25 protein-coding genes are annotated in these 25715 nt (G+C 54.6%); 5 read left to right on the top strand and 20 right to left on the bottom strand.

Annotated features, from left to right (window positions below; translation table 11 throughout):
* Positions 1-4 precede the first annotated feature (4 nt).
* The 10 genes from rlmC to DFO57_RS01365 all read right to left on the bottom strand — a co-directional run bounded on the left by rlmC (position 5) and on the right by DFO57_RS01365 (position 8885).
* Complete coding sequence (gene rlmC / locus DFO57_RS01410; protein WP_015700669.1) at positions 5-1147, bottom strand: 23S rRNA (uracil(747)-C(5))-methyltransferase RlmC; 1143 nt, start codon at positions 1145-1147, stop codon at positions 5-7.
* A 48-nt stretch (positions 1148-1195) separates the two neighbouring features.
* On the bottom strand, positions 1196-1663 hold the full coding sequence (locus DFO57_RS01405) for a YbjO family protein (RefSeq protein WP_014593297.1): 468 nt from the start codon (positions 1661-1663) through the stop codon (positions 1196-1198).
* A gap of 74 nt (positions 1664-1737) precedes the next feature.
* Positions 1738-2583: a putrescine ABC transporter permease PotI gene (gene potI / locus DFO57_RS01400; RefSeq protein ID WP_013025205.1), complete on the bottom strand. Its 846-nt coding sequence runs from the start codon at positions 2581-2583 to the stop codon at positions 1738-1740.
* Positions 2580-3542 carry a putrescine ABC transporter permease PotH gene (potH, locus tag DFO57_RS01395; RefSeq protein ID WP_013025204.1) on the bottom strand — a complete coding sequence of 321 codons (963 nt, stop codon included), beginning with the start codon at positions 3540-3542 and terminating at the stop codon, positions 2580-2582. The genes potI and potH overlap by 4 nt, the downstream gene beginning before the upstream one ends.
* Before the next feature lie 9 nt (positions 3543-3551).
* Complete coding sequence (potG, locus tag DFO57_RS01390) at positions 3552-4685, bottom strand: putrescine ABC transporter ATP-binding subunit PotG (protein WP_014606214.1); 1134 nt, start codon at positions 4683-4685, stop codon at positions 3552-3554.
* Positions 4686-4799: 114 nt separating this feature from the next.
* Positions 4800-5909, bottom strand: a complete 1110-nt coding sequence (gene potF, locus DFO57_RS01385; RefSeq protein ID WP_014593294.1) for a spermidine/putrescine ABC transporter substrate-binding protein PotF — start codon at positions 5907-5909, stop codon at positions 4800-4802.
* Positions 5910-6402: 493 nt separating this feature from the next.
* Positions 6403-6882 carry a YbjN domain-containing protein gene (locus DFO57_RS01380; protein ID WP_014593293.1) on the bottom strand — a complete coding sequence of 160 codons (480 nt, stop codon included), beginning with the start codon at positions 6880-6882 and terminating at the stop codon, positions 6403-6405.
* Positions 6883-6968: 86 nt separating this feature from the next.
* On the bottom strand, positions 6969-7871 hold the full coding sequence (rimK, locus tag DFO57_RS01375; RefSeq protein WP_014593292.1) for a 30S ribosomal protein S6--L-glutamate ligase: 903 nt from the start codon (positions 7869-7871) through the stop codon (positions 6969-6971).
* Positions 7872-7893: 22 nt separating this feature from the next.
* Entirely contained in the window at positions 7894-8616 is a 723-nt protein-coding gene (nfsA, locus tag DFO57_RS01370; RefSeq protein WP_110014996.1) for an oxygen-insensitive NADPH nitroreductase, read from the bottom strand.
* A gap of 11 nt (positions 8617-8627) precedes the next feature.
* Positions 8628-8885, bottom strand: coding sequence for a DUF1418 family protein (locus DFO57_RS01365; RefSeq protein WP_022623649.1), 258 nt, complete (start codon positions 8883-8885; stop codon positions 8628-8630).
* Positions 8886-9131: 246 nt separating this feature from the next.
* Here DFO57_RS01365 and DFO57_RS01360 point away from each other — a divergent pair, with 246 nt between their 5' ends.
* Positions 9132-9395: a GrxA family glutaredoxin gene (locus tag DFO57_RS01360; RefSeq protein ID WP_013025197.1), complete on the top strand. Its 264-nt coding sequence runs from the start codon at positions 9132-9134 to the stop codon at positions 9393-9395.
* Positions 9396-9527: 132 nt separating this feature from the next.
* Here the strand turns inward: DFO57_RS01360 and ybjM are convergent, their stop codons facing one another.
* Positions 9528-9893, bottom strand: coding sequence for an inner membrane protein YbjM (gene ybjM, locus DFO57_RS01355; protein ID WP_014606215.1), 366 nt, complete (start codon positions 9891-9893; stop codon positions 9528-9530).
* Positions 9894-10146: 253 nt separating this feature from the next.
* Between ybjM and DFO57_RS01350 the strand changes: the two genes are divergently transcribed.
* Both DFO57_RS01350 and ybjG read left to right on the top strand, forming a co-directional pair.
* Positions 10147-11835, top strand: a complete 1689-nt coding sequence (locus DFO57_RS01350) for an aspartate:alanine antiporter (RefSeq protein WP_028714974.1) — start codon at positions 10147-10149, stop codon at positions 11833-11835.
* 369 nt (positions 11836-12204) lie between these two features.
* The gene (gene ybjG / locus DFO57_RS01345) at positions 12205-12810 is read left to right on the top strand and encodes an undecaprenyl-diphosphate phosphatase (protein WP_013025194.1); all 606 of its coding nucleotides are present in this window, start codon (positions 12205-12207) and stop codon (positions 12808-12810) included.
* A 30-nt stretch (positions 12811-12840) separates the two neighbouring features.
* Here ybjG and DFO57_RS01340 read toward each other — a convergent pair whose 3' ends face one another.
* On the bottom strand, positions 12841-14043 hold the full coding sequence (locus tag DFO57_RS01340; RefSeq protein ID WP_013025193.1) for a serine hydrolase: 1203 nt from the start codon (positions 14041-14043) through the stop codon (positions 12841-12843).
* Positions 14044-14315: 272 nt separating this feature from the next.
* On the opposite strand from DFO57_RS01340, the gene DFO57_RS01335 reads away from it, so the two are divergent.
* Entirely contained in the window at positions 14316-14972 is a 657-nt protein-coding gene (locus DFO57_RS01335; protein ID WP_014593287.1) for an HAD family phosphatase, read from the top strand.
* A gap of 1 nt (position 14973) precedes the next feature.
* On the opposite strand, the gene DFO57_RS01330 is transcribed toward DFO57_RS01335, so the two are convergent.
* Both DFO57_RS01330 and DFO57_RS01325 read right to left on the bottom strand, forming a co-directional pair.
* Positions 14974-16110 (bottom strand): PQQ-dependent sugar dehydrogenase, encoded by a 1137-nt coding sequence (locus tag DFO57_RS01330; protein ID WP_110014995.1) that lies wholly within the window; start codon positions 16108-16110, stop codon positions 14974-14976.
* Positions 16111-16333: 223 nt separating this feature from the next.
* Positions 16334-16969 (bottom strand): carbonic anhydrase, encoded by a 636-nt coding sequence (locus tag DFO57_RS01325; protein WP_013025190.1) that lies wholly within the window; start codon positions 16967-16969, stop codon positions 16334-16336.
* 376 nt (positions 16970-17345) lie between these two features.
* On the opposite strand from DFO57_RS01325, the gene rimO reads away from it, so the two are divergent.
* Positions 17346-18674 (top strand): 30S ribosomal protein S12 methylthiotransferase RimO, encoded by a 1329-nt coding sequence (rimO, locus tag DFO57_RS01320; RefSeq protein ID WP_110014994.1) that lies wholly within the window; start codon positions 17346-17348, stop codon positions 18672-18674.
* Here rimO and DFO57_RS01315 read toward each other — a convergent pair.
* The 6 genes from DFO57_RS01315 to DFO57_RS01290 form a co-directional block, all read right to left on the bottom strand.
* Complete coding sequence (locus DFO57_RS01315) at positions 18671-19120, bottom strand: DUF4385 domain-containing protein (RefSeq protein WP_014593286.1); 450 nt, start codon at positions 19118-19120, stop codon at positions 18671-18673. The genes rimO and DFO57_RS01315 overlap by 4 nt on opposite strands.
* On the bottom strand, positions 19117-20022 hold the full coding sequence (gene gsiD / locus DFO57_RS01310) for a glutathione ABC transporter permease GsiD (protein ID WP_110014993.1): 906 nt from the start codon (positions 20020-20022) through the stop codon (positions 19117-19119). The genes DFO57_RS01315 and gsiD overlap by 4 nt, the downstream gene beginning before the upstream one ends.
* Entirely contained in the window at positions 20022-20948 is a 927-nt protein-coding gene (gsiC, locus tag DFO57_RS01305; protein WP_014606229.1) for a glutathione ABC transporter permease GsiC, read from the bottom strand. The genes gsiD and gsiC overlap by 1 nt, the downstream gene beginning before the upstream one ends.
* Before the next feature lie 143 nt (positions 20949-21091).
* Positions 21092-22627, bottom strand: coding sequence for a glutathione ABC transporter substrate-binding protein GsiB (gene gsiB / locus DFO57_RS01300; RefSeq protein ID WP_013025185.1), 1536 nt, complete (start codon positions 22625-22627; stop codon positions 21092-21094).
* 51 nt (positions 22628-22678) lie between these two features.
* The gene (locus DFO57_RS01295) at positions 22679-24601 is read right to left on the bottom strand and encodes a dipeptide ABC transporter ATP-binding protein (RefSeq protein ID WP_233255843.1); all 1923 of its coding nucleotides are present in this window, start codon (positions 24599-24601) and stop codon (positions 22679-22681) included.
* On the bottom strand, positions 24552-25511 hold the full coding sequence (locus tag DFO57_RS01290) for an isoaspartyl peptidase/L-asparaginase family protein (RefSeq protein WP_014593282.1): 960 nt from the start codon (positions 25509-25511) through the stop codon (positions 24552-24554). The genes DFO57_RS01295 and DFO57_RS01290 overlap by 50 nt, the downstream gene beginning before the upstream one ends.
* Between the last annotated feature and the right edge of the window lie 204 nt (positions 25512-25715).

Raw genomic sequence — 25715 nt, 5'->3', positions numbered from 1 at the left:
AGGATCAGGCTGGCCCGCCTGACCGTTGACGCGTCAGTAGCGTCAGCACTTCAAAATGCGCCGTGTGCGGAAACATATCGAACAGCTGTACCTGGGTAACCTCGTAATCCTTCAGCCGGGCAATATCCTGTGCCATGGTCTGCGGATTGCAGCTTGAATAGAGCACATAGTCAGGCGCCATGGCGCTCAGATAATCACACAGCGCTTCCCCAATCCCGCGACGCGGCGGATTCACCAGCACCAGCTGTGGCACCCTATCCCGCTCAGTGGCAAACGCGGTGGAATCCAGTGCGGCAAAACTGACGTTGTTCAGACCCAGCATCTGCGCAGAGCGCTGCGCGCACTGGATGGCTTCGGGACTGATCTCAATACCGGTAAGCGCTAACGTGGGTGAGGCACAATGCAGGCCAAATCCGCCCACGCCGCAAAACAGATCCCACATGCTGGTCACCGGCAGTTGACGTACCCAGTCGCGCGCCGTCGCGTACAGCGCACTGGCGACCTGAGGATTGGTCTGGAAAAAGCTTTGTGGTCGAATCCACAACGGCACGCCGTTAAACTCGTCCGCCAGCGCCTGAGTGGATGTCAATGCGACCTCCTCGTCCCCTTCCAGAATAGCCATATGCACCGGCTGTATGTTGGCTGAAATGACCTTTAGCTGTGGGAGTTGCTGCTGTAGCCACGGCAGGGCGTTACGCAGCTGTGTCAGTTTGGTGTGCGACCGCAGGACAAAACGCAGCATCATGCCGCCCTGGGTACTTTCGGTGAGCAGCAAATACTTCAGTTCACCGCGCTGACGTTCAATGTTATACGGCGTTAAACCGGCACGCGCGATAAAGGGTTTTAAGGTCGCCAGTACCGGGGAAAAGCTGTCGGGATAGAGCGGACATGCGCAAAGATCTGTCGCCTCGCCGTTGCGCTGCACCATGCCGAAAACCGGACGCTCAACGCTGCCGCTTACCACCATCTTTGCTTTATTGCGGAACCCTTGCTGCGCTGAGGTTACCGGCGGCAGCCACTGTTTAACCGGAAACGCGGCCAGCAGTTGGTTCAGCCGGGCCCCTTTATCATCAAGCTGCTGGGGATAGGGTTTTTCAAGCCACTGGCAAGAGCGGCAACGGTGAGCGTCATAGAGCGCGCAGTGCATGGTAAAGCCTGTATTAACTGTCGGGAAGGTTGGCGGAGCGCGATTGTATCACCGCTTGCGGAAAAATGCGCGGCTGCTGGCGGGCAGAAAAAGCAGTAATAACACCATCAGATCGGGCAGTTTTTGCAGCAGCGTGCGGTGAATAATCTGCAGATTATTTTCACCGGCAATACTGTAGATTTCCGGATAGATCCCGCCTGTGGAGGCCATCAACATATATAACAGCACCACAATTTGCGCCGCCACGAATCCCCAGCGTCCCCGGTTGCTTCCGCGCATCAGCGTGAAGGCACAGCGCAATTCAAATAAGAAAATGACCTGGCTGGCGATGAAGATCAGCGTGGAATCCCATGACTGCGCACTGCGATGGACAAAGTTGGCCAGCTCGGTATAACCCAGTTCATTCGCCAGCATCAACACGCTCAGGCAGCGCGTTGCGATAATCGCCACGCCCGCCACCGTGACGGGGACCGGGGCAGCCGGTAAAACAGCGCCGTGTTTAAGCATTTCCGACATGTCTTTCACTCCACCATGACGATAAAAAGGCTGGATTAACCAGCCCTTCTATAGAATGGCAAAAGTCGGGGATTTCAGCCACGTTTCGCTTTCTGAATATCGCTTAAACGCTGTTTTTCTTCATGTGCCATGACGCGCCAGGCAATAAAGCCCACGATGCCCACAACGAACAGGATCAGGGAAGCCAGCGCGTTGATCTCCGGATTAACGCCACGTCGTACCGTGGCAAAAATCGCCATCGGTAAGGTGGTGGCACCCGGGCCGGTCACAAAGCTGGCAATCACCAGGTCATCCAGTGACAGGGTAAAGGCCAGCAGCCAGCCGGTCACGATGGCCGGCGCAATCATCGGCACCGTGATCACAAAGAAGACCTTCAACGGCGTCGCGCCAAGATCCATTGCGGCTTCCTCAATTGACCGGTCCAACTCGCGCAGGCGCGAATTGATCACCACCGCCACGTAAGCGGTACAGAAGGTCACGTGCGCCAGCCAGATGGTGAGCGTACCGCGTTCTGTCGGCCAGCCCAGCGCATTGCCGAGCCCGACAAACAGCAACAGCAGCGACAGGCCGGTAATCACATCGGGCATGACCAGCGGTGCAGTGAGCATAAAGGCAAAGCCGTTATGGCCGCGAAAACGCCCAAACCGCACGATGATCACCGCCGCCATGGTACCCAGCACCACCGCCATGGTGGCGGAAAGCGCGGCAATGGTGAGGCTCAGCAGCACCGCATCGATCATGGCATCGTCCTGAAACAGCACCTGATACCAGTGAAATGAAAACCCTTCCCAGACCGTAACCAGCTGGGAACTGTTAAAGGAGTAAACCACCAGCAGCAGCATCGGCGCGTACAGAAACATAAAGCAGCAGGCCAAAATCGCCGTGCGCCAGGGAGAGCGGATCGTTGGCAGATTATTCATCCCTTCTCTCCCATTTCTCGGTTTTGATGTTTATGGAACCAGATAATCGGCAGAATCAAAATCAGCAAAATGATCACCGCCAGCGCGGAGGCCACCGGCCAGTCGCGGTTGTTAAAGAACTCCTGCCAGAGAATACGACCAATCATGATGCTGTCCGGTCCGCCCAGCAGTTCGGGAATCACGTACTCGCCGACCGCCGGGATAAACACCAGCATGGAACCGGCAATGATGCCGCCTTTGGTCAGAGGCACGATCACGCTGAAGAAGGTTTTCAGCGGGCGCGCGCCCAGGTCCAGCGAGGCTTCCACCAGCGAGTAATCGATACGCGTCAGCGCGGTATAGATGGGCAAGACCATAAACGGCAGATAGCAGTACACAATCCCGATATAGACCGCCGTATTGGTGTAGAGAATCACCAGTGGATGATCGATCACGCCTGTCCACATCAGAAAACGATTAAGAATACCGTTATTGTTCAGCAGCCCCATCCAGGCGTAAACCCGCACCAGGAACGACGTCCACGACGGCAATATGACCAGCAGCAGCAGGACAGACCGCATCGAGGGCTTACTGTGCGCGACGGCCCAGGCCAGCGGATAACCAATCAGCAGACAGATGACAGTGGAGATCGCGGCCACTTTTAACGACTGCAAATAGGCGTCGATATACAGCGGATCCTCACTGAGCGTGACATAGTTGCCCAGATTCAGCACCAGACTCAGCTGATCGTCAGCCCAGGTGACCAACTCGGTATAAGGCGGAATGGCACGGGCAATATCCGCAAAGCTGATTTTTAAAACAATCAGGAACGGCAACAGAAAAAACAGAATCAGCCACAGGTAAGGCAATGCAATGACGAGCTTGCGCCCGTGCTGCATTTTTATGCGCGTTGCCCAGCGCTGCAACGGTGTACCGAGCAGCTTAGCCGGGGCTTTCGTGCGTTGAAAAATCTGGCTCATCGCGCCTCCTTAAACTGTCAAAACCACGCAGCTGTCACTGTCCCAGCACAGGCGCACCTGGTCGCCCCAGGTCGGCATACCTTTGCGGTAGCGATGTTCATTTTGTAGCTGGGCACTGAGCATCTGACCGCTGTGCAGGCGAACATGGTAAATGGAGAGATCGCCCAGATACGCGATGTGTACCACCTCACCGTCCGCGACGTTACAGCCATCGGCAGGGATCTCTTCACACAGCATCACCTTTTCCGGGCGCAGGGCAACGTGAACCGGCACGTTATCGACGACCGACACATCGGAATCCACTTTCAGAGGATGCTTGAGGCCCGGACTGTCAATCACCAGGCCGTCTTCCTGACGTTCACGCAGCAGACCGTCGAACACGTTGACTGAACCGATAAACTCGGCGCTGTAGCGGCTGGTAGGATGCTCGTAAATCTCTTCCGGCTCACCAATTTGCACGAATTTGCCCCGGTTCATGATGGCAATTCGCCCCGCCATCGTCATGGCCTCTTCCTGATCGTGCGTCACCATCACGCAGGTCGCCCCGACCCGCTCCAGAATATCGACCACTTCCAGTTGCATACGGTCGCGTAGCTTTTTGTCCAGCGCCCCCATGGGTTCATCCAGCAGCAGCAGTTTAGGCCGCTTTGCCAGGCTACGCGCCAGCGCCACGCGCTGCCGTTGTCCCCCTGAAAGCTGGTGCGGCTTACGTTTGGCAAATTCCTGCATGTGCACCAGTGACAGCATTTCTTCCACGCGGCTGGCGATTTCGCCCTTTGCCAGTTTGTCTTGCTTTAGGCCAAAGGCGATGTTCTGCTCCACCGTCATATGGGGGAACAGCGCATAGCTCTGAAACATCATATTGATCGGCCGCTGATAGGGCGCGACATGGGAGAGATCGTGCCCATCCAGCACAATCTGGCCGCTGGTGGGCTGTTCAAAACCCGCCAGCATGCGTAACAGGGTAGATTTGCCACAGCCGGACGCGCCGAGCAGAGCGAAAATCTCCCCTTTGTAAATGGTCAGGCTGACATCATCCACGGCATGCTGGCCGTCAAACGATTTGGTCAGGTTGCGAATTTCCAGCAGCGGCGTTAACGCTTTTGCGGTTTTATTTTGCGGGCGAGGGATGGCATCGTTCACGAATGTAGTTCTCCGGAGCCAGGCGGAACAACGCGGCAAACAGTGCCGCTAAAAATGGCACAACAGAGGCCTGCACTGCGCCTCTGTTGCTGTCACAAAACATATGCTGTCGAATTACTTACCGCTTTTAACCTTAGTCCATGCACGCGTACGCACACGATCCAGTTTTGGATCCTGGACCTTCAGCACAAACAGTTTGGCCATGGCATCCGGCGTCGGGTAAATACCCGGGTTATTACGGATATCGGCATTAATCAACGGCAGTGACGCTTTATTGCCGTTGGCGTAATTCATTTTATTGGAGATGTCAGCAATCACTTTCGGATCCATGATGTAATTCAGCCAGGTGTAAGCGGCATCCACATCTTTCGCGTCTTTTGGAATCGCCATCATATCGAAGAAGGCCAGTGCGCCCTCTTTCGGTACGCTGTAACCAATGTTGACGCCATTCTTTGCTTTCTCCGCACGGTTTTTCGCCTGAAGAATATCGCCTGACCAGCCAATAGCCACACAGATATTGCCGTTCGCCAGATCGTTAATATATTGCGAAGAGTGGAAGTAACGAATATTCGGACGCAGCTTAAGTAGCAGATCCGTCGCGGCGCCAGAATAATCTTTTGCATCGCTGCTGTTAGGATCTTTGCCCAAATAATTAAGTACGGTTGCGAAGATCTCTTCAGGCGCATCCAGGAAAGACACGCCACAACTTTTCAGTTTTTCCAGGTTTTCCGGCTTCAAGACCAGATCCCAACTGTTTACCGGCGCATCCGCGCCCAGCGCAGCTTTCACTTTTTCGACGTTATAGCCAATGCCGGTGGTGCCCCACAAATAAGGAATCGCATATTTGTTACCCGGATCGTGTTGCGCCACTTTCGCCATTAACGCGGGATCCAGATTTTTATAGTTTGGCAGTTTGCTTTTATCTAGCGGCTGAAACACGCCGGACTGAAGCTGACGCGCCAGGAAACTGGAAGAAGGCACCACGACATCGTAACCCGTACTGCCGGCCATCAGTTTGCCTTCCAGCACTTCATTGGAATCAAACACGTCGTAGACGACTTTAATGCCGGTCTGCTTTTCGAAATTAGGCACGGTATCTGGCGAAATATAATCCGACCAGTTATAAACGTGCAGCGTCTTATCTTCCGCCATGGTACTGGCTGAAGCAGCCATCAGCACCCCAGCAACCACACCTGACAACCATTTTTGACGTTGGTTGAACATGCTTTTAATCCTCCTGAGCGGGTTATAACAACGCTGCACATCAGTGATTCAGTTTTGCGTTTTGTGATTAAAATTCAGTGACACAATGAATCATTATTCAGTGGACGTTTAATAGTAAAAACCTATACCTGCGCGGCAATCTAAGGCTTGTCGCCGCCCCGCAAGCATAGCCCCCCCGTTAAGGGTTCACCAGACCTCAGCGTAAAAAACGCCTGAACTCAATATTTTAGGCATGTTTAAGCTATGAGGTTCGGCTTTTATGGCATAAAGAACGTCATAAATCTGGCAATTAAGGGCTTAATGCAGAATAAAACATTACGGTTATAAATTAATCTATGTCGTTCACAATTGATAACATTAAGAATTACGCGTGCCGGAGACAGGGATCTTTGCGGCTGCATCGGCGGGGCGGGAAATAGCGCGGGTCAGCAAGTAGACATTCGCCGGGAATAAAAAAAGCCGTCACGGGTGACGGCTTAATCAGATCCTGTTCTTAGTGCAGAACAGAATGGATGCTGCTGCTTGAGACGTGCTCTTCGTCTTCACCTATCATCAGCAGATTATTGGCAAAGGCTTCCATAATGACCATGGAAATTTCTTCTTCGCTCTGCTTCATAAAATGTGCAAACTGCCCGAAGGTTAACCCGGCAGTGGTCATCATTGACTGACAAACAATAAGCTTAGGCAGGTTGTCATCCTGTATATCGATGAACGCCTTCACCGTGAGCGAACTGGCGTTAATTTGCGATAAGTCACCCACCAGCGGAATAAGCGCAGTCGGTTTTACTTCGGCCAGTGCCGAAAACAGAATGACGTTATCGACCAGGTCGATTTTAGCGTCAAACACCCCGTCGAAGTTTTGCATGTGCGGCAAATGAAGTGCCTGACAAGCATCACATTCAAACCAAGTGATATTTTGCTGATCCAGCCAACGACGCAGCAGGTCGATATCCGGAACGACAAGAGAATCCATTGTAAAATCCCATGGGGTGATAAATAAGCGACCTAGCTTACGGAAAAACGTGGTGAGATTCCACGAAAACCACTGAAAAGCGCGGGTCAACCCGTGGTTTTAGGACGGAGCCCGGGGGTAGCATGCCGTTCAATGTGGTCAATCATCATGCCGGCGATGTCAAGACCGCTTGTGGTTTCAATCCCTTCCAGACCTGGTGAAGCATTCACCTCCATTACCAGCGGGCCGCGCGCCGAGCGCAGAATATCCACCCCCGCGACGTCCAGCCCCAGAACCGCGGCGGCTTTGACTGCCATCTCGCGCTCCTGCTCGCTAATGTCAACCGTGCAGGCTTTGCCGCCGCGATGTAAATTCGAGCGAAAATCGCCCTCTTTCGCCTGGCGCTCAATGGCCGCCACGACCCGATCGCCAATGACCAGACAGCGCACATCGCGTCCGCGCGCTTCCTGAATAAACTCCTGCACTAAAATGTGTGCATTCAGCCCACGAAAGGCATCGATAACGCTTTCTGCCGCCTGGCGCGTCTCTGCCAACACTACGCCGATCCCCTGCGTGCCTTCGACCAGTTTCACCACCAGCGGCGCGCCGCCTACCATGGCGATCAGATCCTGCGTGTCGTCAGGAGAAGAGGCAAATCCCGTTACCGGCATATCAATTCCGTCCCGTGCCAGCAGCTGCAGGGAACGCAATTTGTCACGCGCGCGGGTCACGGCGGCGGATTCATTCAAAGGATAACTGCCGCACATTTCGAACTGGCGTAGCACCGCCGTGCCGTAGAAGGTAATCCCGGTGCCAATGCGCGGAATAACGGCATCGAAGTGCCCCAGCGGCTCGCCACGGTAGTGAATACCTGGCGAGGCGGGGTTGATGTTCATGTAACACGAGAGCGGATCGATGATTTGAACAAAATGACCGCGCTGTTCGGCGACGTCACGTAAACGGCGACAGGAATAGAGCGTTCCATCGCGCGACAGAATGGCCATTTTCATCAATCAAAATCCTTGCGTTAAATTAGCGTGTTGCCCAGCCCTGCTGATGCAGGTAATCCAGCATAAACGGGCGCGTCTCTTTGATGATCAGGCGCTGAATCAACTGGCTCCAGGTTTCGCTACGCTGGTTGCTGTCGCGTTGTTCATAGTAGATCGCCGTGCGGCTATCGTAATCAGCCAGTACCGCAGGATCCACTGGTTGATAACGATTTTCGTGCACCAGCATCGACTGCGGGATGCGCGGTTTAACATCCGGTACGGATTCAGGATAGCCAAGACAGAAACCAAACAGCGGCAGCACAAATTTTGGCAGGCCCAGCAGTTCGGTAACCTGAGCGATATTATTACGAATGCCGCCAATAAAGACGCCGCCCAGCCCCAGGGATTCCGCTGCCACCATGGCATTTTGCGCCATCAGCGCCGTATCCACACAGCCCAGCAGCAGCTGTTCTGCCCGGCCTAACTGGGCATCAGGGCAGATTTGCAGGTGACGATTAAAGTCAGCGCAAAATACCCAAAACTCCGCCGCCTCGGCCACCCATGTCTGACCGCCCGTCAGGGTAACCAGTTGGTCACGTAACGCCGGATCGGTGATGCGTACAATAGATGAGCACTGCAAAAAGCTGGATGTGGACGCCGATTGCGCCGCAGCAATAATCGCCTCACGCTGTTCAGCACTCACCTTTTGATCCGTAAAAGAACGGATGGAACGGTGGCTGCATAATAAATCAATAGTCGGTGTCATAAAATCTCCAGCTAATTATCTTTTTTTTCAGAAAGGTTGAACAACTGCGGCGCAAGTGCTTTGGCACAGCGCCACATCAATAGCCAGGCGGCAGGTAACATCAGCAGAATGCCAATAATAAACAGTGCGGTCGCCAGGCGCGTGCTCCCGGCACCGGCAGGCAGTGCGGGTAACCACTGGTTAACGACCAGCAGCGCGCTCGCGATAAGTACGCCGCCCAGCGCCTCCAATGCCAGTATGGTCTTGGGCAATTTTGCGACATTCCGCATGGTTTCCTCCTGCCTCAGAGCTGACTGAGTCTCAATTATGGATAACATCCCTAAAATTGCCCATCAGCGGTTTCGGAGAGTGCCATTGCAGAGCACCGGGCCCGGCTTTTCGATGTCATAGGATGCGGGCATCAGACTAACAGGTAAATCCTGCTTTCTTTAAGCACGACGAGCGGGCATCATTACCGGCTTTCCAGACTTTGTCGTGTGATCGTCATCACACACTGACCTCGCAAGGAGTTCTCAATGATTGCTGTTATTTTTGGTCGTCCCGGCTGCCCTTACTGTGTTCGGGCGAAAGAACTGGCGGATAAGCTGCAGGCCGGGCGTGACGATTTCAATTACCAGTATGTTGATATTCAGGCGGAAGGCATCACTAAAGCCGATCTGGAAGCCAGTGCAGGTAAACCTGTCAGCACCGTACCGCAGATTTTTCTGGATGAGCAGCATATTGGTGGCTACACCGAATTCGCCGCCTGGACAAAAGAGAATCTGGGATTTGTTGCCTGAGCAACGGATGTATCAGAACTGACGTCCTGAAAAGTGCGCGCTGGCGTGATGCCAGCCGCGCCTTGATGATCGGTTAAGCCAGCCCCGCGTGCGTTAACGCGACAACGGCAGGATGCAGCTCAACACAGTAGCCTAACGCTTTGAGGCCGCGATCAGTCGCAGCAACCGCACCAGCAATGCCCCGCATCCCGCCCAGAACATACCGCTCATGCTCCAGACAGCAATATAATTCCAGCTGGCACTCCCGGCAAACACGCTATGTAGCAGCAGCGCAGCCAGCACCGTTCCAGTAAACGCCATCACCAGCGTGCTTTTTAGCGGCGCCTCCCGCTGCATGAGCGCCATGACGGCACCCGGCAGTAAAAAAAGCAGCAATTCAGGCTGGCTGTGTAGCGTCTGCGTGCCTGACAGCCGGAAATCCTGGGTAAACATAAACACGACACAATAAAACACGCCACCTGATACGCAGGTTGCCCAGAAATAATAACGCTGCGGCATAACTCCCCACTCATTAAAAACATGCCAAAACTTCGCCTTTGACCTTGCCGAGCCTGGTGGAAATAAAAAGAAACAGTCGTTTTGAGAACGAATGAAAGTCGCCAATGGCTGAGAATGATTTTTCTGATTAGAATATTGGCCGCGTTACCTTTTCAGACATCAGTGATAGCTGGAGGTAATCTTACGGCCTGCTCAAGATAGCGAAAAACAGGCCTCTCTTCAATAGGTTACAAGTAAACAAGAAGTTAAAATGTTGAATGTTAACATCGCAGAATTGTTAAGAGGTAATGACATTCTGTTATTATTTTTCGTACTGGCACTGGGACTTTGCCTGGGAAAATTACGTTTTGGCTCGATACAACTCGGAAATTCCATTGGCGTATTAGTGGTTTCATTATTATTAGGTCAGCAACACTTCTCGATGAATACGGATGCTCTGAGCCTGGGTTTCATGTTGTTTATTTTCTGCGTCGGCATTGAAGCAGGCCCCAACTTTTTTTCCATTTTCTTTCGGGATGGCAAAAATTATTTCATGCTCGCCATTGTGATGGTGGTCAGCGCCCTGCTGCTGGCCCTGGGATTCGGCAAGCTCTTTGGCTGGGACATCGGCCTGACCGCAGGCGTACTGGCCGGCTCCATGACGTCCACGCCGGTCTTGGTTGGCGCGGGTGATACGCTACGCCAGAGCATCAGCGATCCCAGACAGCTGGGCATCATGCAGGATCAACTCAGCCTGGGTTATGCCGTAACCTATCTTGTCGGGTTAGTCAGCCTGATTTTCGGCGCACGCTATCTGCCCCGTTTACAACATCAGGACTTACCCACCTGCGCCCAGCAGATTGCGCGCGAACGCGGTCTTGACGCTGACAGCCAGCGCAAAGTGTTTCTGCCGGTGATTCGCGCTTACCGCGTCGGCCCGGAACTGGTGGCGTGGAGCGGTGGCAAAAACTTGCGTGAGCTCGGTATTTACCGGCAAACCGGCTGCTATATCGAACGAATTCGCCGCAATGGCATCCTTGCCAGCCCGGATGGTGATGCGGTGCTGCAACTGGGGGATGATATTTCCCTGGTGGGCTATCCGGATGCCCACGCGCGCCTGGATGCCAGCTTTCGTAACGGCAAAGAAGTTTTTGACCGCGATCTGCTGGATATGCGGATTGTGACGGAAGAGATCGTGGTGAAAAACCACAATGCCGTCAACAAACGGCTAAGCAAACTCAACCTTACCGATCACGGCTGCTTTCTCAACCGCGTGATTCGCAGCCAGATCGAGATGCCTATTGATGACAACATCATGCTGAACAAAGGTGATGTGTTGCAGGTCAGCGGCGAGGCGCGACGGGTGAAGAGCGTAGCGGATCGCATCGGCTTTGTGGCGATTCACAGTCAGATGACCGACCTGCTGGCATTCTGTGCTTTTTTTATCATCGGTCTGATGGTCGGGTTAATTACGTTCCAGTTCAGCAACTTTAGCTTTGGCATCGGTAACGCCGCAGGGTTGTTGTTTGCCGGCATTATGCTGGGCTTCCTGCGCGCTAACCATCCTACCTTTGGCTATATTCCGCAGGGTGCGCTGACGATGGTGAAAGAGTTCGGGCTGATGGTATTCATGGCGGGCGTCGGGCTGAGCGCCGGCAGCGGTATCGACCACGGTATATCGGGTAACGGCGCGCTGATGCTCTTGTGCGGCCTGCTGGTCAGCCTTTTGCCGGTGGTGATTTGCTACCTGTTTGGCGCCTATGTTCTGCGCATGAACCGCGCGCTGCTGTTTGGCGCCATTATGGGTGCACGCACCTGCGCGCCAGCCATGGAGATAATCAGCGACACGGCTCGCAGTAACATCCCGGCACTCGGCTACGCCGGGACCTATGCTATCGCGAACGTTTTGCTGACGCTGGCGGGAACATTAATCGTTATTATCTGGCCGTTACTGCCCCTATAAAATTTTTTTACTGACGTCCAGAACTTTTTTTCCCGACCACAGTCTGAATAAGTGCCACTGCTTTTCTTTGAAATCCCCAAATTGTGGAGCCCGCTGGTCTTTTTCCCAGCGGGTTTTTTTATGCCTTTCTCCTGCCCGCCCTGCCTGGACACTAAAACATCATTAAACTTAAACCGTTTTGCAACCTTAACGCAGATTAAGAACCTTGTGATGGACTCTCTGACCGTCTGCACGCAGGATAGGCAGCTTATTTTGTTAGCAGTATGTGCTAGCAGATGCGACAGACTCAATCCGGTTTCGCCCGTTGGCTTAAGCCCTTTTTCCCGGATTGAGAGAATCTGAACATCAGTAAGAGGAACCGATCCAGTAATGGAAGAATTGAACCGCACCCTGTTTATGGCAATTAACGCAACACCGGATTCGCCTCACTGGTTATTGCAGCTTGCCATCTTCATCGCCAGAGACTTAATCGCCATCGTTCCGCTGCTGATTGTGGCACTGTGGCTGTGGGGACCGCGCGATCGGGTTGCCTCACAACGTGTGCTGGTATTAAAAACCGGCATTGCGCTGCTGTACGCGCTCGCCATCTCCTGGTGCGTTGGGCAGCTGTTACCGCATCCGCGCCCTTTCGCGATCAATTTTGGTCATCAGTTTCTTGCGCACGCGGCCGATGACTCCTATCCCAGCGATCACGGCACCACGATTTTCACCTTTGCGCTGGCTTTCCTGTTCTGGCATCGGCTCTGGTCGGGCATCATTCTGATGGTGGTCGCCACCGCAATCGCCTGGTCCCGTGTTTACCTTGGGGTTCACTGGCCAATGGATATGCTGGGCGGTTTTCTGGTGGGAATGCTGGGTTGCCTGGCGTCACACCTTGCCTGGCAACTGTATGGCGAACGCCTGCTCAATATCATCAACCCGCTCTATCGGGCGCTGTTCGCTTTACCGATTCGTAAAGGCTGGACACAAGGTTAAAAAAAAGGGACGCCACGGCGTCCCCTGTTTTTAGCTGAACCACTTCCCGAACCAGCCATTAAATTTCATCATGACGAAATCAATGATGCGGCTGAAGAAGCCGCCTTCCGGCACATCCTGCAGCACCACCAGCGGACGTTGTTCGATCGTTTTACCGTCCAGCTGAAAATCAATGGTGCCCACGACCTGATTTTTCTTCAACGGCGCCTCAAGCTGCGGCGATGTCAGGCTGTAGCTGGCTTTGAGGTTTTTCATCTGCCCTTTAGGAATGGTCAGTGCCGCGTCTTTTTCCACACCCAGGTTGACCTGATTATGTTCGCCAAACCAGACGCGCTGCTGGGCAAAAGGCGCACCCGCTTTAATTGGGGTCACGGTTTCAAAGAAGCGGAAGCCCCACGTCAGTAATTTTTCACTTTCCCGGAAGCGAATGGCATCGCTGGCGGTGCCCAGCACAACCGAGATCAGTCGCATATCGCCTTCGGTGGCTGAAGCGACCAGGTTATTTCCCGCGCCAGAAGTGTGGCCGGTTTTAATCCCATCCACCTTCAGATTGCTGCTCCAGAGCAGACGGTTGCGGTTCATCTGACGAATATTGTTAAAGGTAAACTCTTTTTCCTTGTTCAGGGCATACTCTTCCGGCACATCCCGAATCAGCGCCTGGCCAATCAGCGCCATGTCCCGAGCGGTGCTGTACTGTCCGTCGGCATCCAGACCATGCACCGTCATAAAGTGGGTGTTTTTCAGGCCAAGCGCTTTCACATAGTTATTCATCAGACCGATAAAGGAATCCTGACTGCCGGCAACATAGTCCGCCAGCGCGATGCAGGCATCGTTCCCGGACTGGATCACAATCCCTTTGTTCAGCTCATGCACCGGGATACGATCGCCGGGCTTCAGAAACATCAGAGAAGAGCCCCGCAGTTTAGGATTGCCGGTAGCCCAGGCATCCTGCCCCACTGTTACCATATCGTCAGGTTTAATTTTGCCGGATTTGATTGCCTGGCCAACCACATAGCTGGTCATCATTTTTGTCAGGCTGGCGGGATCGAGTCGCTGATCGGCATTGGATTCGGTCAACACTTTGCCGCTGGCGTAGTCAATTAAAATCCAGGCTTTGGCGTCAATTTGAGGGGCGGCCGGTGCCTGTTCCGCGAAAACAGCCATCGGCGCAACGAGTAGCAAAGAGGTTGCAGCAATACGCCGCAGGTGAGATGAAAAGCAAGTATTTGTCATGGGCTTGGCCGGATTGTCCTTAGTAAAACGAGAGTCAAAGGCTTAACACCTTCTGTGAGAACGCTACCCGCTGGCGTCAATGAAAAAAACCGCTTAATCGTAAAGTTTTATAGATTTTAGTAGATTAACCCTGGCAAGCGTGCCGCGCGCGTGCCATTTTCCCGCACGAATGTCGCACATAAAAATGCGCTAAATTCTGATTTTTTAATCAGAAAGTTAAGGCCGTCACAAAACTGGGTTACCCTGACTTTATTCAATTGAGGAGAACCCCTATGGATCTAGCCCTGTTTGATCTGGACGAAACGCTGATTAGTGAGGACAGTACCGGCCTGTGGCTACGCTGGCTGGTCTCACAAGGCTTTGCCTCCAGTGACCTGATTGATGAAGAACAGGAATTAATGCGTCAATATTATGCCGGGACGCTGTCGATTGATGAGTACATGCATAAAACCCTTTCCCCGCTGACCGGCATGGCGACGATGACGGTGGAAGGATGGGTTCGACGCTTTATCCACCGTGATATCATGCCGCGCGTTTACCCGGAAGCCCGGGCGCGGCTTGACTGGCATCAGGCGCGCGGTGACAGAATTATCGTGATCTCCGCCAGCGGCGAACATCTGGTGAATCCTATCGCCAGCCAGCTCGGTGCCTGCGGGGCCCTGGCCATTGGTGTCGAAGTGGTGGACGAACGTTACAGCGGCAACACCTACGGCACCCTGACGTTTCAGCATGGCAAAGTGAAGCGGGTAGAAGAATGGAAAGCCGCGCGCCCTGCCGAAACCTACGCGCACACCTGGGCTTACAGTGATTCCATGAACGACCTGCCCATGCTGGCGCAGGCCGACTATGCACACGTAATTAATCCGGCGGAACCGCTGTTACAGGAAGCCGAAAAGCGCGGCTGGCAGGTCTGCCACTGGGCTCGCTGAGTTAACCGCGGGACGCGCTGGCGTCCTGCGTCAACCCAACCCTGAGCAATTTACCGTTAGCCTCATCCGTCAGTAAATAGAGATAGCCATCGGGCCCCTGACGGACATCGCGGATGCGCTCATTGCGCCCGTCCAGCAACCGTTGTTCTTCGACGACCTTCTCGCCATTGATATGCAACCGAATCAGGTTCTTCTCTTTCAGCGCGCCAATAAACAGCGAATTTTTCCACTGTGGAAAACGTGCGCTGTTATAAAACGCCATACCGCTGATCGCTGGCGAGACTTTCCAGTAAAACGCCGGCTGTTCCGTGCCTGCCACATGCGTGCCTTTGGATTCCGGCACCTTACTGCCGTTGTAATCAATGCCGTAGGTTGCCAGCGGCCAGCCATAATTTTTGCCCTTCTGAATAATATTTACCTCATCGCCACCGCGGGGAGCATGCTCACTTTCCCACATCACCTGAGTCCAGGGATTCAGTGCCAGCCCCTGAGGATTGCGTAAACCATAGGCCCAGATTTCGGGGCGCGCGCCGGGTTTATTGACGAAGGGATTATCGTTTGGCACGCTACCGTCCGCGTTCAGGCGCAGCAGCTTGCCCTGAAGTTTATCGAGGTCCTGTGCGGCACTGCTGACAAAGTTGTCGCCAAAGGCAATCCATAAAAAGCCCTGACGATCGAAGGCCAGCCGGGTACCGATATTATTGCCACTTGATAGGCGCGGCGTTTGCTGAATCACCTCATGAAAATCGGTTAACTGGCGGTTATCAGGGCTGAGTTTGCCGTAGCCCACCACGGCGCCAGCCTTGCCGTTGCTGTCCGCTTCGGTATAGCTGAGCCAGACGCGGCGGCTCTGGGCAAAATCGGGGGCCAGCACCACGTCCAGCAGTCCGCTCTGACGCTGCGCCCAGACCTTTGGCACGCCCTGAATCGGTTCGGACAAGCCGCTGTCAGGCCGCCAGCTGCGCAGTTGGCCGGATCGTTCAGTAATCAGCAACGTCTGATTATCGGGCAAAAACGCCACAGACCAGGGGTGATCCAGCTTATCCTGAAGCACCTCAACCTTAAGGTCACTCGCCCACAGCGGGCTGGAAAAGAGTAATGCGCCACTCAATAACAACGGGGTCGGAATACGAACCATAGTCTTCTCCTGACAGCGTGCAGTGCTGTTAAGCGTAGTCAGACCGTCTGGAATGCAGTAAAGGATTTACAAAAGATTAAACAAGGCGTTGGCAGCAGGATGGGCAATGGCATGCGCTGGGAAAACCGACCGAAAAGGGATCGTGAAGAGAAAAGAAGAGACCGCCCGAAAAGTGATCGTGAAGAGAAGAGACCGCCCGCAGTAAGATAGCGGGCGGAAGCGGTTATTCGAAACAGGTATCGGGATTTTCCGCCAGTGAGATAAACTCTTTACCGCCTGGCGTCAGCGCCAGAATCGTACCGCTCTCAATATCGTACACCCAGCCGTGCAGGCGCAGCTTGCCCTGACGTAACCCGACCGAAACTGACGGGTGGGTTTTCATGTTGTTCAGCTGGGCAATCACGTTTTCCTGCACCATTTCGTTGAGCTTCTTCTCAGGCGAATCGTATTCACGCTGCTCAACCACCGCTTTTGCCGCATCGGCATAACGCAGCCAGTGCTCGACGGCTGGCATAGAATCCATGCAGGCACAGGAGGCGATAGCGTTCATCGCGCCACAGTTTGAGTGACCACAGATAATGATGTCAGAAACCCCCAGCGCCATTACGGCATACTCAATTGTCGCTGACACGCCGCCCGGTTCCGGACCAAAAGAGGGCACAATGTTGCCCGCATTACGGATGACGAACAGCTGTCCGGGTTCCTGCTGTGTAACGAGTTCCGGCACCAGACGGCTGTCTGAGCAAGAGATAAACAGCGCTTTTGGATTCTGATTAGATGCCAGACTTTTAAAAAGCGCCTTTCTTTCGGGAAAGACTGTCTGCTGAAAACTCAGAAACCCGTTGATGATCTCTTTCATTATTTTGCTCTCACATTGTCCACGTCATGATCTGAAGAAACGACGCCTTCAGTACTGGTTAAGCGATTCATTATTAATGAAAACAAGCAAATATCAACTTAGAATGTGACCAAAATCGCTGTCGTAAAGTTAAAGATGTTTAATATTTATCCACCTGATTATTCGGTGTTTATTAGAAATTCTTTTACACAACGGTGAGTTACTGACTTTCGGTTGCCCTCGTGTTCTGCCGTCCGACCCCGGGCGATAGGTGCAGACCTTTACGGGTTTTTGCGTTACTTTACGCTTAACTAATCCCTTACAGATAACGCTACAATTTTCATCACAACACAGGTAAAATCGCGCGCCATTGCTGTGCTGAACCGGAAACCACCTTATGTCCACTACCAATACACTGCCGCCGCGCGTCGGATTTGTCTCGCTCGGCTGTCCAAAAAACCTTGTCGACTCAGAGCGCATCCTGACGGAACTGCGCACCGAGGGTTATGAGGTGGTACCATGCTATGACGATGCTGAAATCGTTATTGTTAACACCTGCGGATTTATCGACAGCGCCGTCCAGGAATCTCTGGAAGCGATCGGTGAAGCCCTGAACGAAAACGGTAAGGTCATCGTGACCGGCTGTCTGGGCGCCAAAGTCGATCAAATTCGTGAGGTGCATCCGAAGGTGCTGGAGATTACAGGTCCACACAGCTATGAACAGGTGCTGTCGCATGTGCATCGCTACGTGCCTAAGCCGCAGCACAACCCGTTCCTGAGCCTGGTGCCGGAACAGGGCGTGAAGCTGACGCCGCGCCATTACGCCTACCTGAAGATTTCTGAAGGCTGTAACCATCGCTGCACCTTCTGCATTATTCCTTCGATGCGTGGCGATCTCGACAGCCGTGCCATTGGTGAAGTACTGGATGAAGCGAAACGTCTGGTTGAAGCCGGTGTGAAAGAGTTGCTGGTGATTTCACAGGATACCTCGGCCTACGGCGTGGACGTGAAGCACCGGACGGGCTTCTGGAACGGTGCGCCGGTAAAAACCAGCATGGTCAGCCTGTGTGAGCAGTTAGCCAAACTCGGCGTCTGGGTCCGCCTGCATTACGTCTATCCGTATCCCCACGTTGATGACGTTATTCCGCTGATGGCTGAAGGCAAAATTCTGCCGTATCTCGATATTCCGTTACAGCATGCCAGCCCACGCATTCTTAAACTGATGAAACGTCCTGGCGCAGTAGAACGGACGCTGGAGCGCATTAAGCGCTGGCGTGAAATCTGCCCTGAGTTAACCCTGCGCTCAACCTTTATCGTTGGCTTCCCCGGTGAAACCGAAGAAGACTTCCAGATGCTGCTGGACTTCATTAAAGAAGCCCGTCTGGATCGCGTAGGCTGTTTCCAGTACAGCCCGGTCGAAGGCGCAACGGCGAACCAGTTGCCCGATCCGGTTGATGAAGCTGTTAAGCAAGAGCGTTACGACCGCTTTATGCAGTTGCAGCAGCAGATCTCTGCTGAACGCCTGCAGGAAAAAGTGGGACGCGAGATTATGGTCATCATTGATGAGGTCGATGAAGAAGGTGCGATTGGTCGTAGCATGGCTGATGCGCCAGAAATCGACGGCGCCGTTTACCTGAACGGCGAGAGCAACGTTAAGCCGGGTGATGTCCTGCGCGTGAAGGTGGAACACGCAGACGAATACGATTTGTGGGCCAGCCGCGCTTAACCGTACTTCTGCTGGTGCGCTTTTTTGCGCGCCAGGTAGTCATCATCAGCACGTAGCTTGTCCCAGTATGCTTTGAAAATGGCCGCCGCAGCGGCCTTTTCTTCGTCCCTGCCCCAGGGCAATTCCTTCCCCTGGGCATCGTATTTCCGTCCGCCCTTGTGGTTGCTGTAGCGACGCGCGCGGGTATAACCCATCTGGATAAATTTGCGTGCCATGTCCATGCCGACAAAATCATCCTGCTGGCGATAGGCTTCGAACAGCGCCATGATTTCTTCTGCCGAAGCTTTGGCAACCTCAACGGTACGAAAACGCCAGTGCGGTAAGATCTCGCCCTTATAAGGCTGGACCATGAGCACGCCCTGCTCTCCGCGCCCCACCTGATAACGCTCAGGCTGCTTGCGAAAATCGATGGTGCTGAAGTCCTGGTCATAATCAAAAGGTTTCATGTCTTAAGTTTAGGATCAAGTGCGTCACGTAGCCCGTCGCCAAGTAAATTAAAGGCTAAAACCGTAAAAAAAATGGCCAGCGCCGGAAAAATCGCCACATGCGGCGCAATGACCATATCGGTCCGCGCTTCGTTGAGCATGGCACCCCACTCCGGCGTGGGCGGTTGCGCGCCCAGTCCCAAAAATGACAGGCTTGCCGCCGTGATAATCGAGGTACCGATGCGCATAGTGAAGTACACCACAATGGACGATACCGTCCCTGGCAACAGGTGGCGCAGGATAATCGTCCAGTCGGATGCCCCGATGCTGCGTGCAGACTCGATATAGGTTTGATGTTTCAGCACCAGCGTATTGCCGCGCACCAGACGGGCAAACGCTGGAATACTGAAGATCGCCACGGCGATAATCACGTTGCTGATACCGGTGCCCATAATGGCCACCACGGCAATGGCGAGCAGAATACCGGGAAAGGCAAACAGGACGTCACAAACGCGCATGGTTATCCTGTCCCACCAGCCTTCGTAGTAGCCCGCCAGCAGGCCCGCCAGGGTGCCGATAAACGCGCCTATTGCCACGGAGACAAAACCGGCAATCAGCGAAATTCGGGTGCCCACGAGTACGCGGCTGAAAATATCGCGGCCCAGTGAGTCCACGCCAAACCAGTGCATCAGGGACGGCCCGTCATTCAGGCGGTCATAGTCAAAATAATTTTCAGCGTCGAACGGCGCAATGGCCGGTGCCGTGAATGCCAACACAATCAGCACCAGCACGAAGAGACCGGCCAGCAACGCCACGGGCTGATGGCGAAAGCGCCGCCAGAACTCGCGCCACGGTGTTCTCACCCGGTTGCCGTTTAACAGCGGCATACTTTTTAATGCCGCTTCCCGTCGCCAGTTTTTCATCAGGTGTCCTTAAAGCGAATCGCCGGGTTAATGACGGCATATAACATATCGACAAACAGGTTAATAAGGATAAACTCCAGCGAAAACAGCAGCACCTCCGCCTGAATGACCGGATAGTCACGCATCTGCACTGAATCCACCAGCAGACGCCCCAACCCCGGCCAGTTGAACACCACCTCCACCACAATCGACCCGCCCAGCAGGAAACCAAACTGCAGGCCCATCATGGTCACTACCGGAATCATGGCATTCCGTAATCCGTGTTTAATCACCACGCCGGATTCACGCACGCCTTTCGCGCGCGCGGTGCGCATGTAATCTTCCTGCATCACCTCAACAAAAGAGGCCCGGGTAAAACGCGCCATGACGGCGGCGACGGCCGCCCCCAGGGTAACGGAAGGCAAAATGTAGTGCTGCCAGCTATCGGCTCCCACCGTGGGTAGCCAGCCCAGCTGGACAGAAAACACCTGCATCAGCAGCATGCCAAGGGCAAACGCCGGAAAGGAAATGCCCGAAACCGCCAGCGTCATGCCCAGGCGGTCCGGCCAGCGATTGCGCCACACCGCAGAAACAATGCCAATCGCCATTCCCAGGATCACCGCCCATACCATACTGACTAAGGTCAGCCACAAGGTTGGCATAAAGCGGGTGGCGATTTCCTGTGAAACCGGCCGCCTCGACACTAGCGACTGGCCAAAATCCCCCTGTAGGGCATTGACGACAAAGTGCCAGAACTGCAGTGGCAGCGGTTGATCCAGCCCCAACTCCTGGCGTACCAGCGCGACGACGGAGGCATCGGCTTCCTGGCCGGCAATCAGGCGTGCGGGATCCCCTGGCAGTAAGTGCACAAACATAAACACCAGCACCGCCACGATAAACAGCGTGGGAATCAGGCCCAGCAGTCGTTTCAGAAAATAGTTAAACATGTCAGATCCTACACAGCCGCCAGCCGTCGCGGCTGGCCTGCCCGCCCGCTTCAGCACACACGGCAAAAGCGGGCATTACACGGCCCGCTCAGGTTTGGCTGTGGGCCGTGCCCCCTCGCGTCAACCTGAACGGGTCCGCCGGGTTACTTCAGCTCGGCATCGTCAAAACTAAATGAGGTATCCGGCATCATATAAAAGCCACTCAGGTTTTTGCTGTGGGCTGAAACCAACTGCTCCACCACCAGTGGAATCCAGGGATGATCGTTCCAGATCGTATCCTGCGCATCTTTGTAGAGTTCGGCTTTTTGCTTGCTGTCGGTGGTTTTCAACGCATCGGCCAGATCCTTATCGACTTTCGGATTGCTGTAGAAGGCAGTATTAAAGATCGCTGGCGGCCAGGCGGTCGTGGCAAACAGCGGCGTTAATGCCCAGTCAGCTTCCCCGGTGGAGGCAGACCAGCCGGTATAAAACATGCGTACGCCGCTCTCTTTCTGACCTTTGCCCTCCACTTCCGCCGCGCGCTGTCCCGCATCCATGGCGGTAACCTTCACCTTAACGCCCACCTGTGCCAGCTGCTGCTGCACAAACTGCAGAACTTTCTGTGCCGTACTGTGGTTGTGAGAGGACCAGAGCGTGGTTTCAAACCCGTTCGGATAGCCGGCTTCTTTCAGCAACGCTTTTGCTTTGGCAGGATCATAGGGAATGGGCGGATAGGTTTGAGCGTACTCAATCGATGGCGGCACAATACCCGTAGCCGGTGTGGCATAACCGGCAAACGCGACTTTGACCAGGGCCTGACGATTAATCGCGTATTCCAGCGCCTCACGCACCTTGGGATTATCGAAAGGCTTTTGTGTCACGTTCAGGCTGATATAGCGCTGCATGATCGAGGGCGAGACCACCACGTCAAGCTTGCTGTTTTTCTCCAGCAGTTTGGCCTGCTCGTAGGGCACCGGGAAAGCAAAGTTCGCCTCGCCCGTTTGCAGCATGGCCGCTCGGGTGTTGTTATCCACCACCGGACGCCACGTAATACTGTCGAGTTTTGGATAGCCCTTCTTCCAGTAGCCATCCCATTTTTTTACCTTAACGAAGTCGGTCTGGTTCCAGGTGACGAATTCAAACGGCCCGGTTCCCACCGGATGGAACCCAATCTCCTTACCATATTTTTTCAACGCAGCGGGCGAGATCATCGCGGCGGCCGGGTGCGCCAGAATGTTGATAAAGGCCGAGAAAGGCTGTTTGAGCGTGATTTTCACCGTCACAGGATCGACGGCTTCCGTGCTGGCGATATATTTGAACAGGTTATAGCGTTTCAGATGATTATCGGGATTACTGGCACGGTCGAGGTTGGCCTTCACCGCCTCGGCATTAAAGTCGGTGCCATCCTGAAACTTCACGCCGGAGTGCAGTTTAATCGTATAGGTCAGACCATCCTCGCTCACCTGGTAGCTGTCGGCCAGCACGTTGATGCGCTTCATGTCTTTATCAAAGCCGAACAGCCCCTGATAGAACGACTTTGCGACCGCCTGCGACAGCGTATCGTTGGCGTCGTAGGGATCGAGGGTGGTGAAATTAGAGGCCACGGCAATGACCGCATCCTGTGCGGCCCAGGCGGGTAACGCCATTGCACTGCTGAGTACGCCCGCTGCCAGTAAGCCTTTTCGCATCGTTATCTGCATTGTCTTCTCCTTGTTATCCCTGTCTGATTTGTCGCCGTAGCGACGGCTTAGTTATTCAGGTCGCGCGTTAGCGTGACGTGCCACGAAATGGCCGGGCGCGACTTCCATCAGCGAAACCGTTTCGGGTTCGTCGCCCAGTGAACGAATTGGGCTGGGGATCTCATCGACCAATAAACTGCGCTCGCGCTGCCGCTGCGACGGATCGGCAATCGGCACGGCGGCCATAAGCTTTTTGGTGTAAGGATGCTGCGGGCGTTCAAACACCGCCTGACGCGGCCCCATCTCGACGATTTGTCCAAGATACATCACCGCAACACGATGGCTGATGCGCTCAACGACCGCCATGTCATGGGAAATAAACAAAAATGCGATGCCAAACTCGCGCTGTAAATCCAGCATCAGGTTAATAATCTGTGCCTGAATGGACACATCCAGCGCCGAAACCGACTCATCGGCAATCACCACTTTCGGGTTCAGCGCCAGCGCCCGCGCAATGCAAATACGCTGCCGCTGGCCGCCGGAGAACTCATGGGGATAGCGCCTTGCATGCTCCGGCAATAACCCGACCTTTTCCAGCAACCACGCGACGCGCTGCTCTGCTTCATGGCGCGGCATCACCTTGTGGACCAGCAGTGGCTCCATAACAGAGAAGCCGACGGTCAGGCGAGGGTCCAGCGACGCATAGGGATCCTGAAAAATAAACTGAATATCGCGCCGCAGATGGGCCAGGGCAGGACCGGAGAGATCGTTTATGCGCTGACCGTTAAAGGTGATACTGCCGCCCTGGCTGGCAACCAGCTTTAGCAGGGAGCGTCCGGTGGTGGATTTTCCGCATCCGGACTCCCCCACCAGCGCCAGCGTTTCACCTGCGTAGAGATCAAAACTGACATTCTCGACCGCGTGTACCCGACTTTTCACCCGGTTAAATAACCCTGAGCGGATATCAAACCGCGTGACCAGATTGCGTACCTGTAAAATCGGTGGCCGATCGTGGCGTACGGTATTCTGTGGTACTGCCGGTTCGTCGCCGCTGCCAATCAGCGGGAACCTGGCGGGCAGCGGCTGGCCCCGCATGGCACCCAGCGCCGGTACGGCGGCCAGTAGGGCGCGCGTGTAAGCCTGGCAGGGCGCACTGAACAGCTGAGCCGTTTCGGCATTTTCCACCACTTCGCCACGGTACATCACCTGTACCCGGTCAGCCATTTCAGCCACCACGCCCATATCGTGAGTGATAAAAATCACCCCCATCCGCATCTCTTTTTGCAGTTCGCGAATCAGTTGCAGAATCTGCGCCTGAATCGTCACGTCAAGCGCGGTGGTGGGTTCATCTGCAATCAGCAGCGCAGGTTGACATGACAGCGCCATGGCAATCATTACGCGCTGACGCATGCCGCCCGAGAGCTGGTGGGGAAAGCGGCGCAGGATCTTTTGCGCATCGGGAATACGTACCCTGTCGAGCATGCGACGCGCTTCTGCCAGCGCCCCCGCGTGGGATTGGCCCTGATGAAGACGAATGGATTCGGCAATCTGCTCACCAACCGAGAACACCGGATTAAGCGACGTCATGGGTTCCTGGAAGATCATCGCCATATCGGCCCCACGTACCTGCCGCATCTGACCGCGCGGCATGCGCATCAGATCCCGTACCTCGCCGTTACGACCGCGCAACAGGATCTCGCCGCTGACGTCTCCGCCGGCCTGCTCAATCAGGCGCATCAACGCCAGCGAGGTCACTGACTTGCCCGAACCAGATTCGCCCACCAGGGCCAGGGTTTTACCCCGGTAGACGTCAAGGGAAAGATGGCGTACAGCCTGGGTGACTACGCCATCGTTTTCAAAACGCACGTTGAGATCGCGTACGGCCAGCACCTGCTCGTCGGTCAATACTGTTGTGCCAGACAGGCTGTTGTGGAGGGCCTCACGATTAGCTTTCACGGTATATTGCCACCTCTGCGGCCTCATCTGTGCGGGCATAAGCCCGGTACATGCCTTCGCTGTTGAAAGGCAGCGCGACGTTGCCCTCACGATCAACTGCAATCAGCCCGCCGCTGCCGCCTAACTCCAGCACGCTGTCGTGAATAACATTTACGCTGGCCTGTTGTAACGTGCGTCCACCGTAGCGCATCTGCGCCGCCACATCGTAAGCGGCCAGCGTGCGGATAAACACTTCTCCGGTGCCGGTACAGGACACCGCAACGCTGTCGTTGCTGGCATAGCAACCCGCACCGGGTAAGGGCGAGTCGCCAATGCGGCCAACCTGTTTATTGGTCATCCCGCCGGTAGAGGTGGCGGCGGCGAGATTACCGTCGTTGTCCAGCGCAACCGCGCCCACCGTGCCGAACTTACGGTCCGGATCAAGGGGATCGCCGCCCTGGGCCGCACCATCATGGTCCAACAGCGCGGTATCGCTGCCGAGCGCGCGCTGCAGTTGCTCCCAACGTTCAGGCGTAGAAAAGAAATCAGGTTCAACCTGCTCAAGGCCTTGTGCCAGGGCAAACGCTTCAGCGCCCTCGCCCGCTAACAACACGTGCGGGCTGTTTTCCAACAGCGCGCGGGCCGCCAGCACCGGATTGCGTATACGCGATACGCCCGCCACTGCGCCGGCCTGTAACGTCCGGCCATCCATGATGCAGGCATCCAGTTCATGGGTGCCCTGCCGCGTAAACACCGCGCCTTTACCTGCATTGAATAACGGGCACTCCTCAAGCCTGCGCACCGCCTCAGTCACCGTATCCAGCGCAGAAGCCCCCTGAGCCAGCATGCTCTGCCCGTGCGTCACAATGTCGTAAAGCGCCTGTCGGTATGCCTGCTCTTTTTCTGCGCTCATGGCGGCGCGGGTAATTGCCCCCGCACCGCCATGAATGGCGATCGCTGCTTTAGCCATACTGCGTTACCCTGTGGTTGCATCAGAAGGAAAAACACTGATTTTGAATGGTTTTAACTCGGTTTGGACCATTTTTGAATATAGAAAGCCCGCTATAGGTTGTAAAGCGGAAACTGACAATGCGCTAATAACCTTTCGTTGTGCCTTATGCCGATGTGACTCTGAAGGGAAAAGTCACCATAATAGACAGCCCTTGCAACAGAC

Origin of the sequence: Pantoea sp. AG702 (assembly GCF_003182295.1) — a bacterium.
Classification (GTDB): Bacteria; Pseudomonadota; Gammaproteobacteria; order Enterobacterales; family Enterobacteriaceae; genus Pantoea; species Pantoea ananatis.
Note: the sequence above shows the minus strand (reverse complement) of the source record. Positions and strands in the feature narration are given on the sequence as shown.

What these genes read in the sequence shown, in the direction of transcription:
- rlmC (WP_015700669.1), bottom strand. Translation starts at nt 1,147, where the DNA reads ATGCACTGCGCGCTCTATGACGCTCACCGTTGCCGCTCTTGCCAGTGG.
- DFO57_RS01405 (WP_014593297.1), bottom strand. Translation starts at nt 1,663, where the DNA reads ATGTCGGAAATGCTTAAACACGGCGCTGTTTTACCGGCTGCCCCGGTC.
- potI (WP_013025205.1), bottom strand. Translation starts at nt 2,583, where the DNA reads ATGAATAATCTGCCAACGATCCGCTCTCCCTGGCGCACGGCGATTTTG.
- potH (WP_013025204.1), bottom strand. Translation starts at nt 3,542, where the DNA reads ATGAGCCAGATTTTTCAACGCACGAAAGCCCCGGCTAAGCTGCTCGGT.
- potF (WP_014593294.1), bottom strand. Translation starts at nt 5,909, where the DNA reads ATGTTCAACCAACGTCAAAAATGGTTGTCAGGTGTGGTTGCTGGGGTG.
- DFO57_RS01380 (WP_014593293.1), bottom strand. Translation starts at nt 6,882, where the DNA reads ATGGATTCTCTTGTCGTTCCGGATATCGACCTGCTGCGTCGTTGGCTG.
- rimK (WP_014593292.1), bottom strand. Translation starts at nt 7,871, where the DNA reads ATGAAAATGGCCATTCTGTCGCGCGATGGAACGCTCTATTCCTGTCGC.
- nfsA (WP_110014996.1), bottom strand. Translation starts at nt 8,616, where the DNA reads ATGACACCGACTATTGATTTATTATGCAGCCACCGTTCCATCCGTTCT.
- DFO57_RS01365 (WP_022623649.1), bottom strand. Translation starts at nt 8,885, where the DNA reads ATGCGGAATGTCGCAAAATTGCCCAAGACCATACTGGCATTGGAGGCG.
- DFO57_RS01360 (WP_013025197.1), top strand. Translation starts at nt 9,132, where the DNA reads ATGATTGCTGTTATTTTTGGTCGTCCCGGCTGCCCTTACTGTGTTCGG.
- ybjM (WP_014606215.1), bottom strand. Translation starts at nt 9,893, where the DNA reads ATGCCGCAGCGTTATTATTTCTGGGCAACCTGCGTATCAGGTGGCGTG.
- ybjG (WP_013025194.1), top strand. Translation starts at nt 12,205, where the DNA reads ATGGAAGAATTGAACCGCACCCTGTTTATGGCAATTAACGCAACACCG.
- DFO57_RS01340 (WP_013025193.1), bottom strand. Translation starts at nt 14,043, where the DNA reads ATGACAAATACTTGCTTTTCATCTCACCTGCGGCGTATTGCTGCAACC.
- DFO57_RS01335 (WP_014593287.1), top strand. Translation starts at nt 14,316, where the DNA reads ATGGATCTAGCCCTGTTTGATCTGGACGAAACGCTGATTAGTGAGGAC.
- DFO57_RS01330 (WP_110014995.1), bottom strand. Translation starts at nt 16,110, where the DNA reads ATGGTTCGTATTCCGACCCCGTTGTTATTGAGTGGCGCATTACTCTTT.
- DFO57_RS01325 (WP_013025190.1), bottom strand. Translation starts at nt 16,969, where the DNA reads ATGAAAGAGATCATCAACGGGTTTCTGAGTTTTCAGCAGACAGTCTTT.
- rimO (WP_110014994.1), top strand. Translation starts at nt 17,346, where the DNA reads ATGTCCACTACCAATACACTGCCGCCGCGCGTCGGATTTGTCTCGCTC.
- DFO57_RS01315 (WP_014593286.1), bottom strand. Translation starts at nt 19,120, where the DNA reads ATGAAACCTTTTGATTATGACCAGGACTTCAGCACCATCGATTTTCGC.
- gsiD (WP_110014993.1), bottom strand. Translation starts at nt 20,022, where the DNA reads ATGAAAAACTGGCGACGGGAAGCGGCATTAAAAAGTATGCCGCTGTTA.
- gsiC (WP_014606229.1), bottom strand. Translation starts at nt 20,948, where the DNA reads ATGTTTAACTATTTTCTGAAACGACTGCTGGGCCTGATTCCCACGCTG.
- gsiB (WP_013025185.1), bottom strand. Translation starts at nt 22,627, where the DNA reads ATGCAGATAACGATGCGAAAAGGCTTACTGGCAGCGGGCGTACTCAGC.
- DFO57_RS01295 (WP_233255843.1), bottom strand. Translation starts at nt 24,601, where the DNA reads ATGCCCGCACAGATGAGGCCGCAGAGGTGGCAATATACCGTGAAAGCT.
- DFO57_RS01290 (WP_014593282.1), bottom strand. Translation starts at nt 25,511, where the DNA reads ATGGCTAAAGCAGCGATCGCCATTCATGGCGGTGCGGGGGCAATTACC.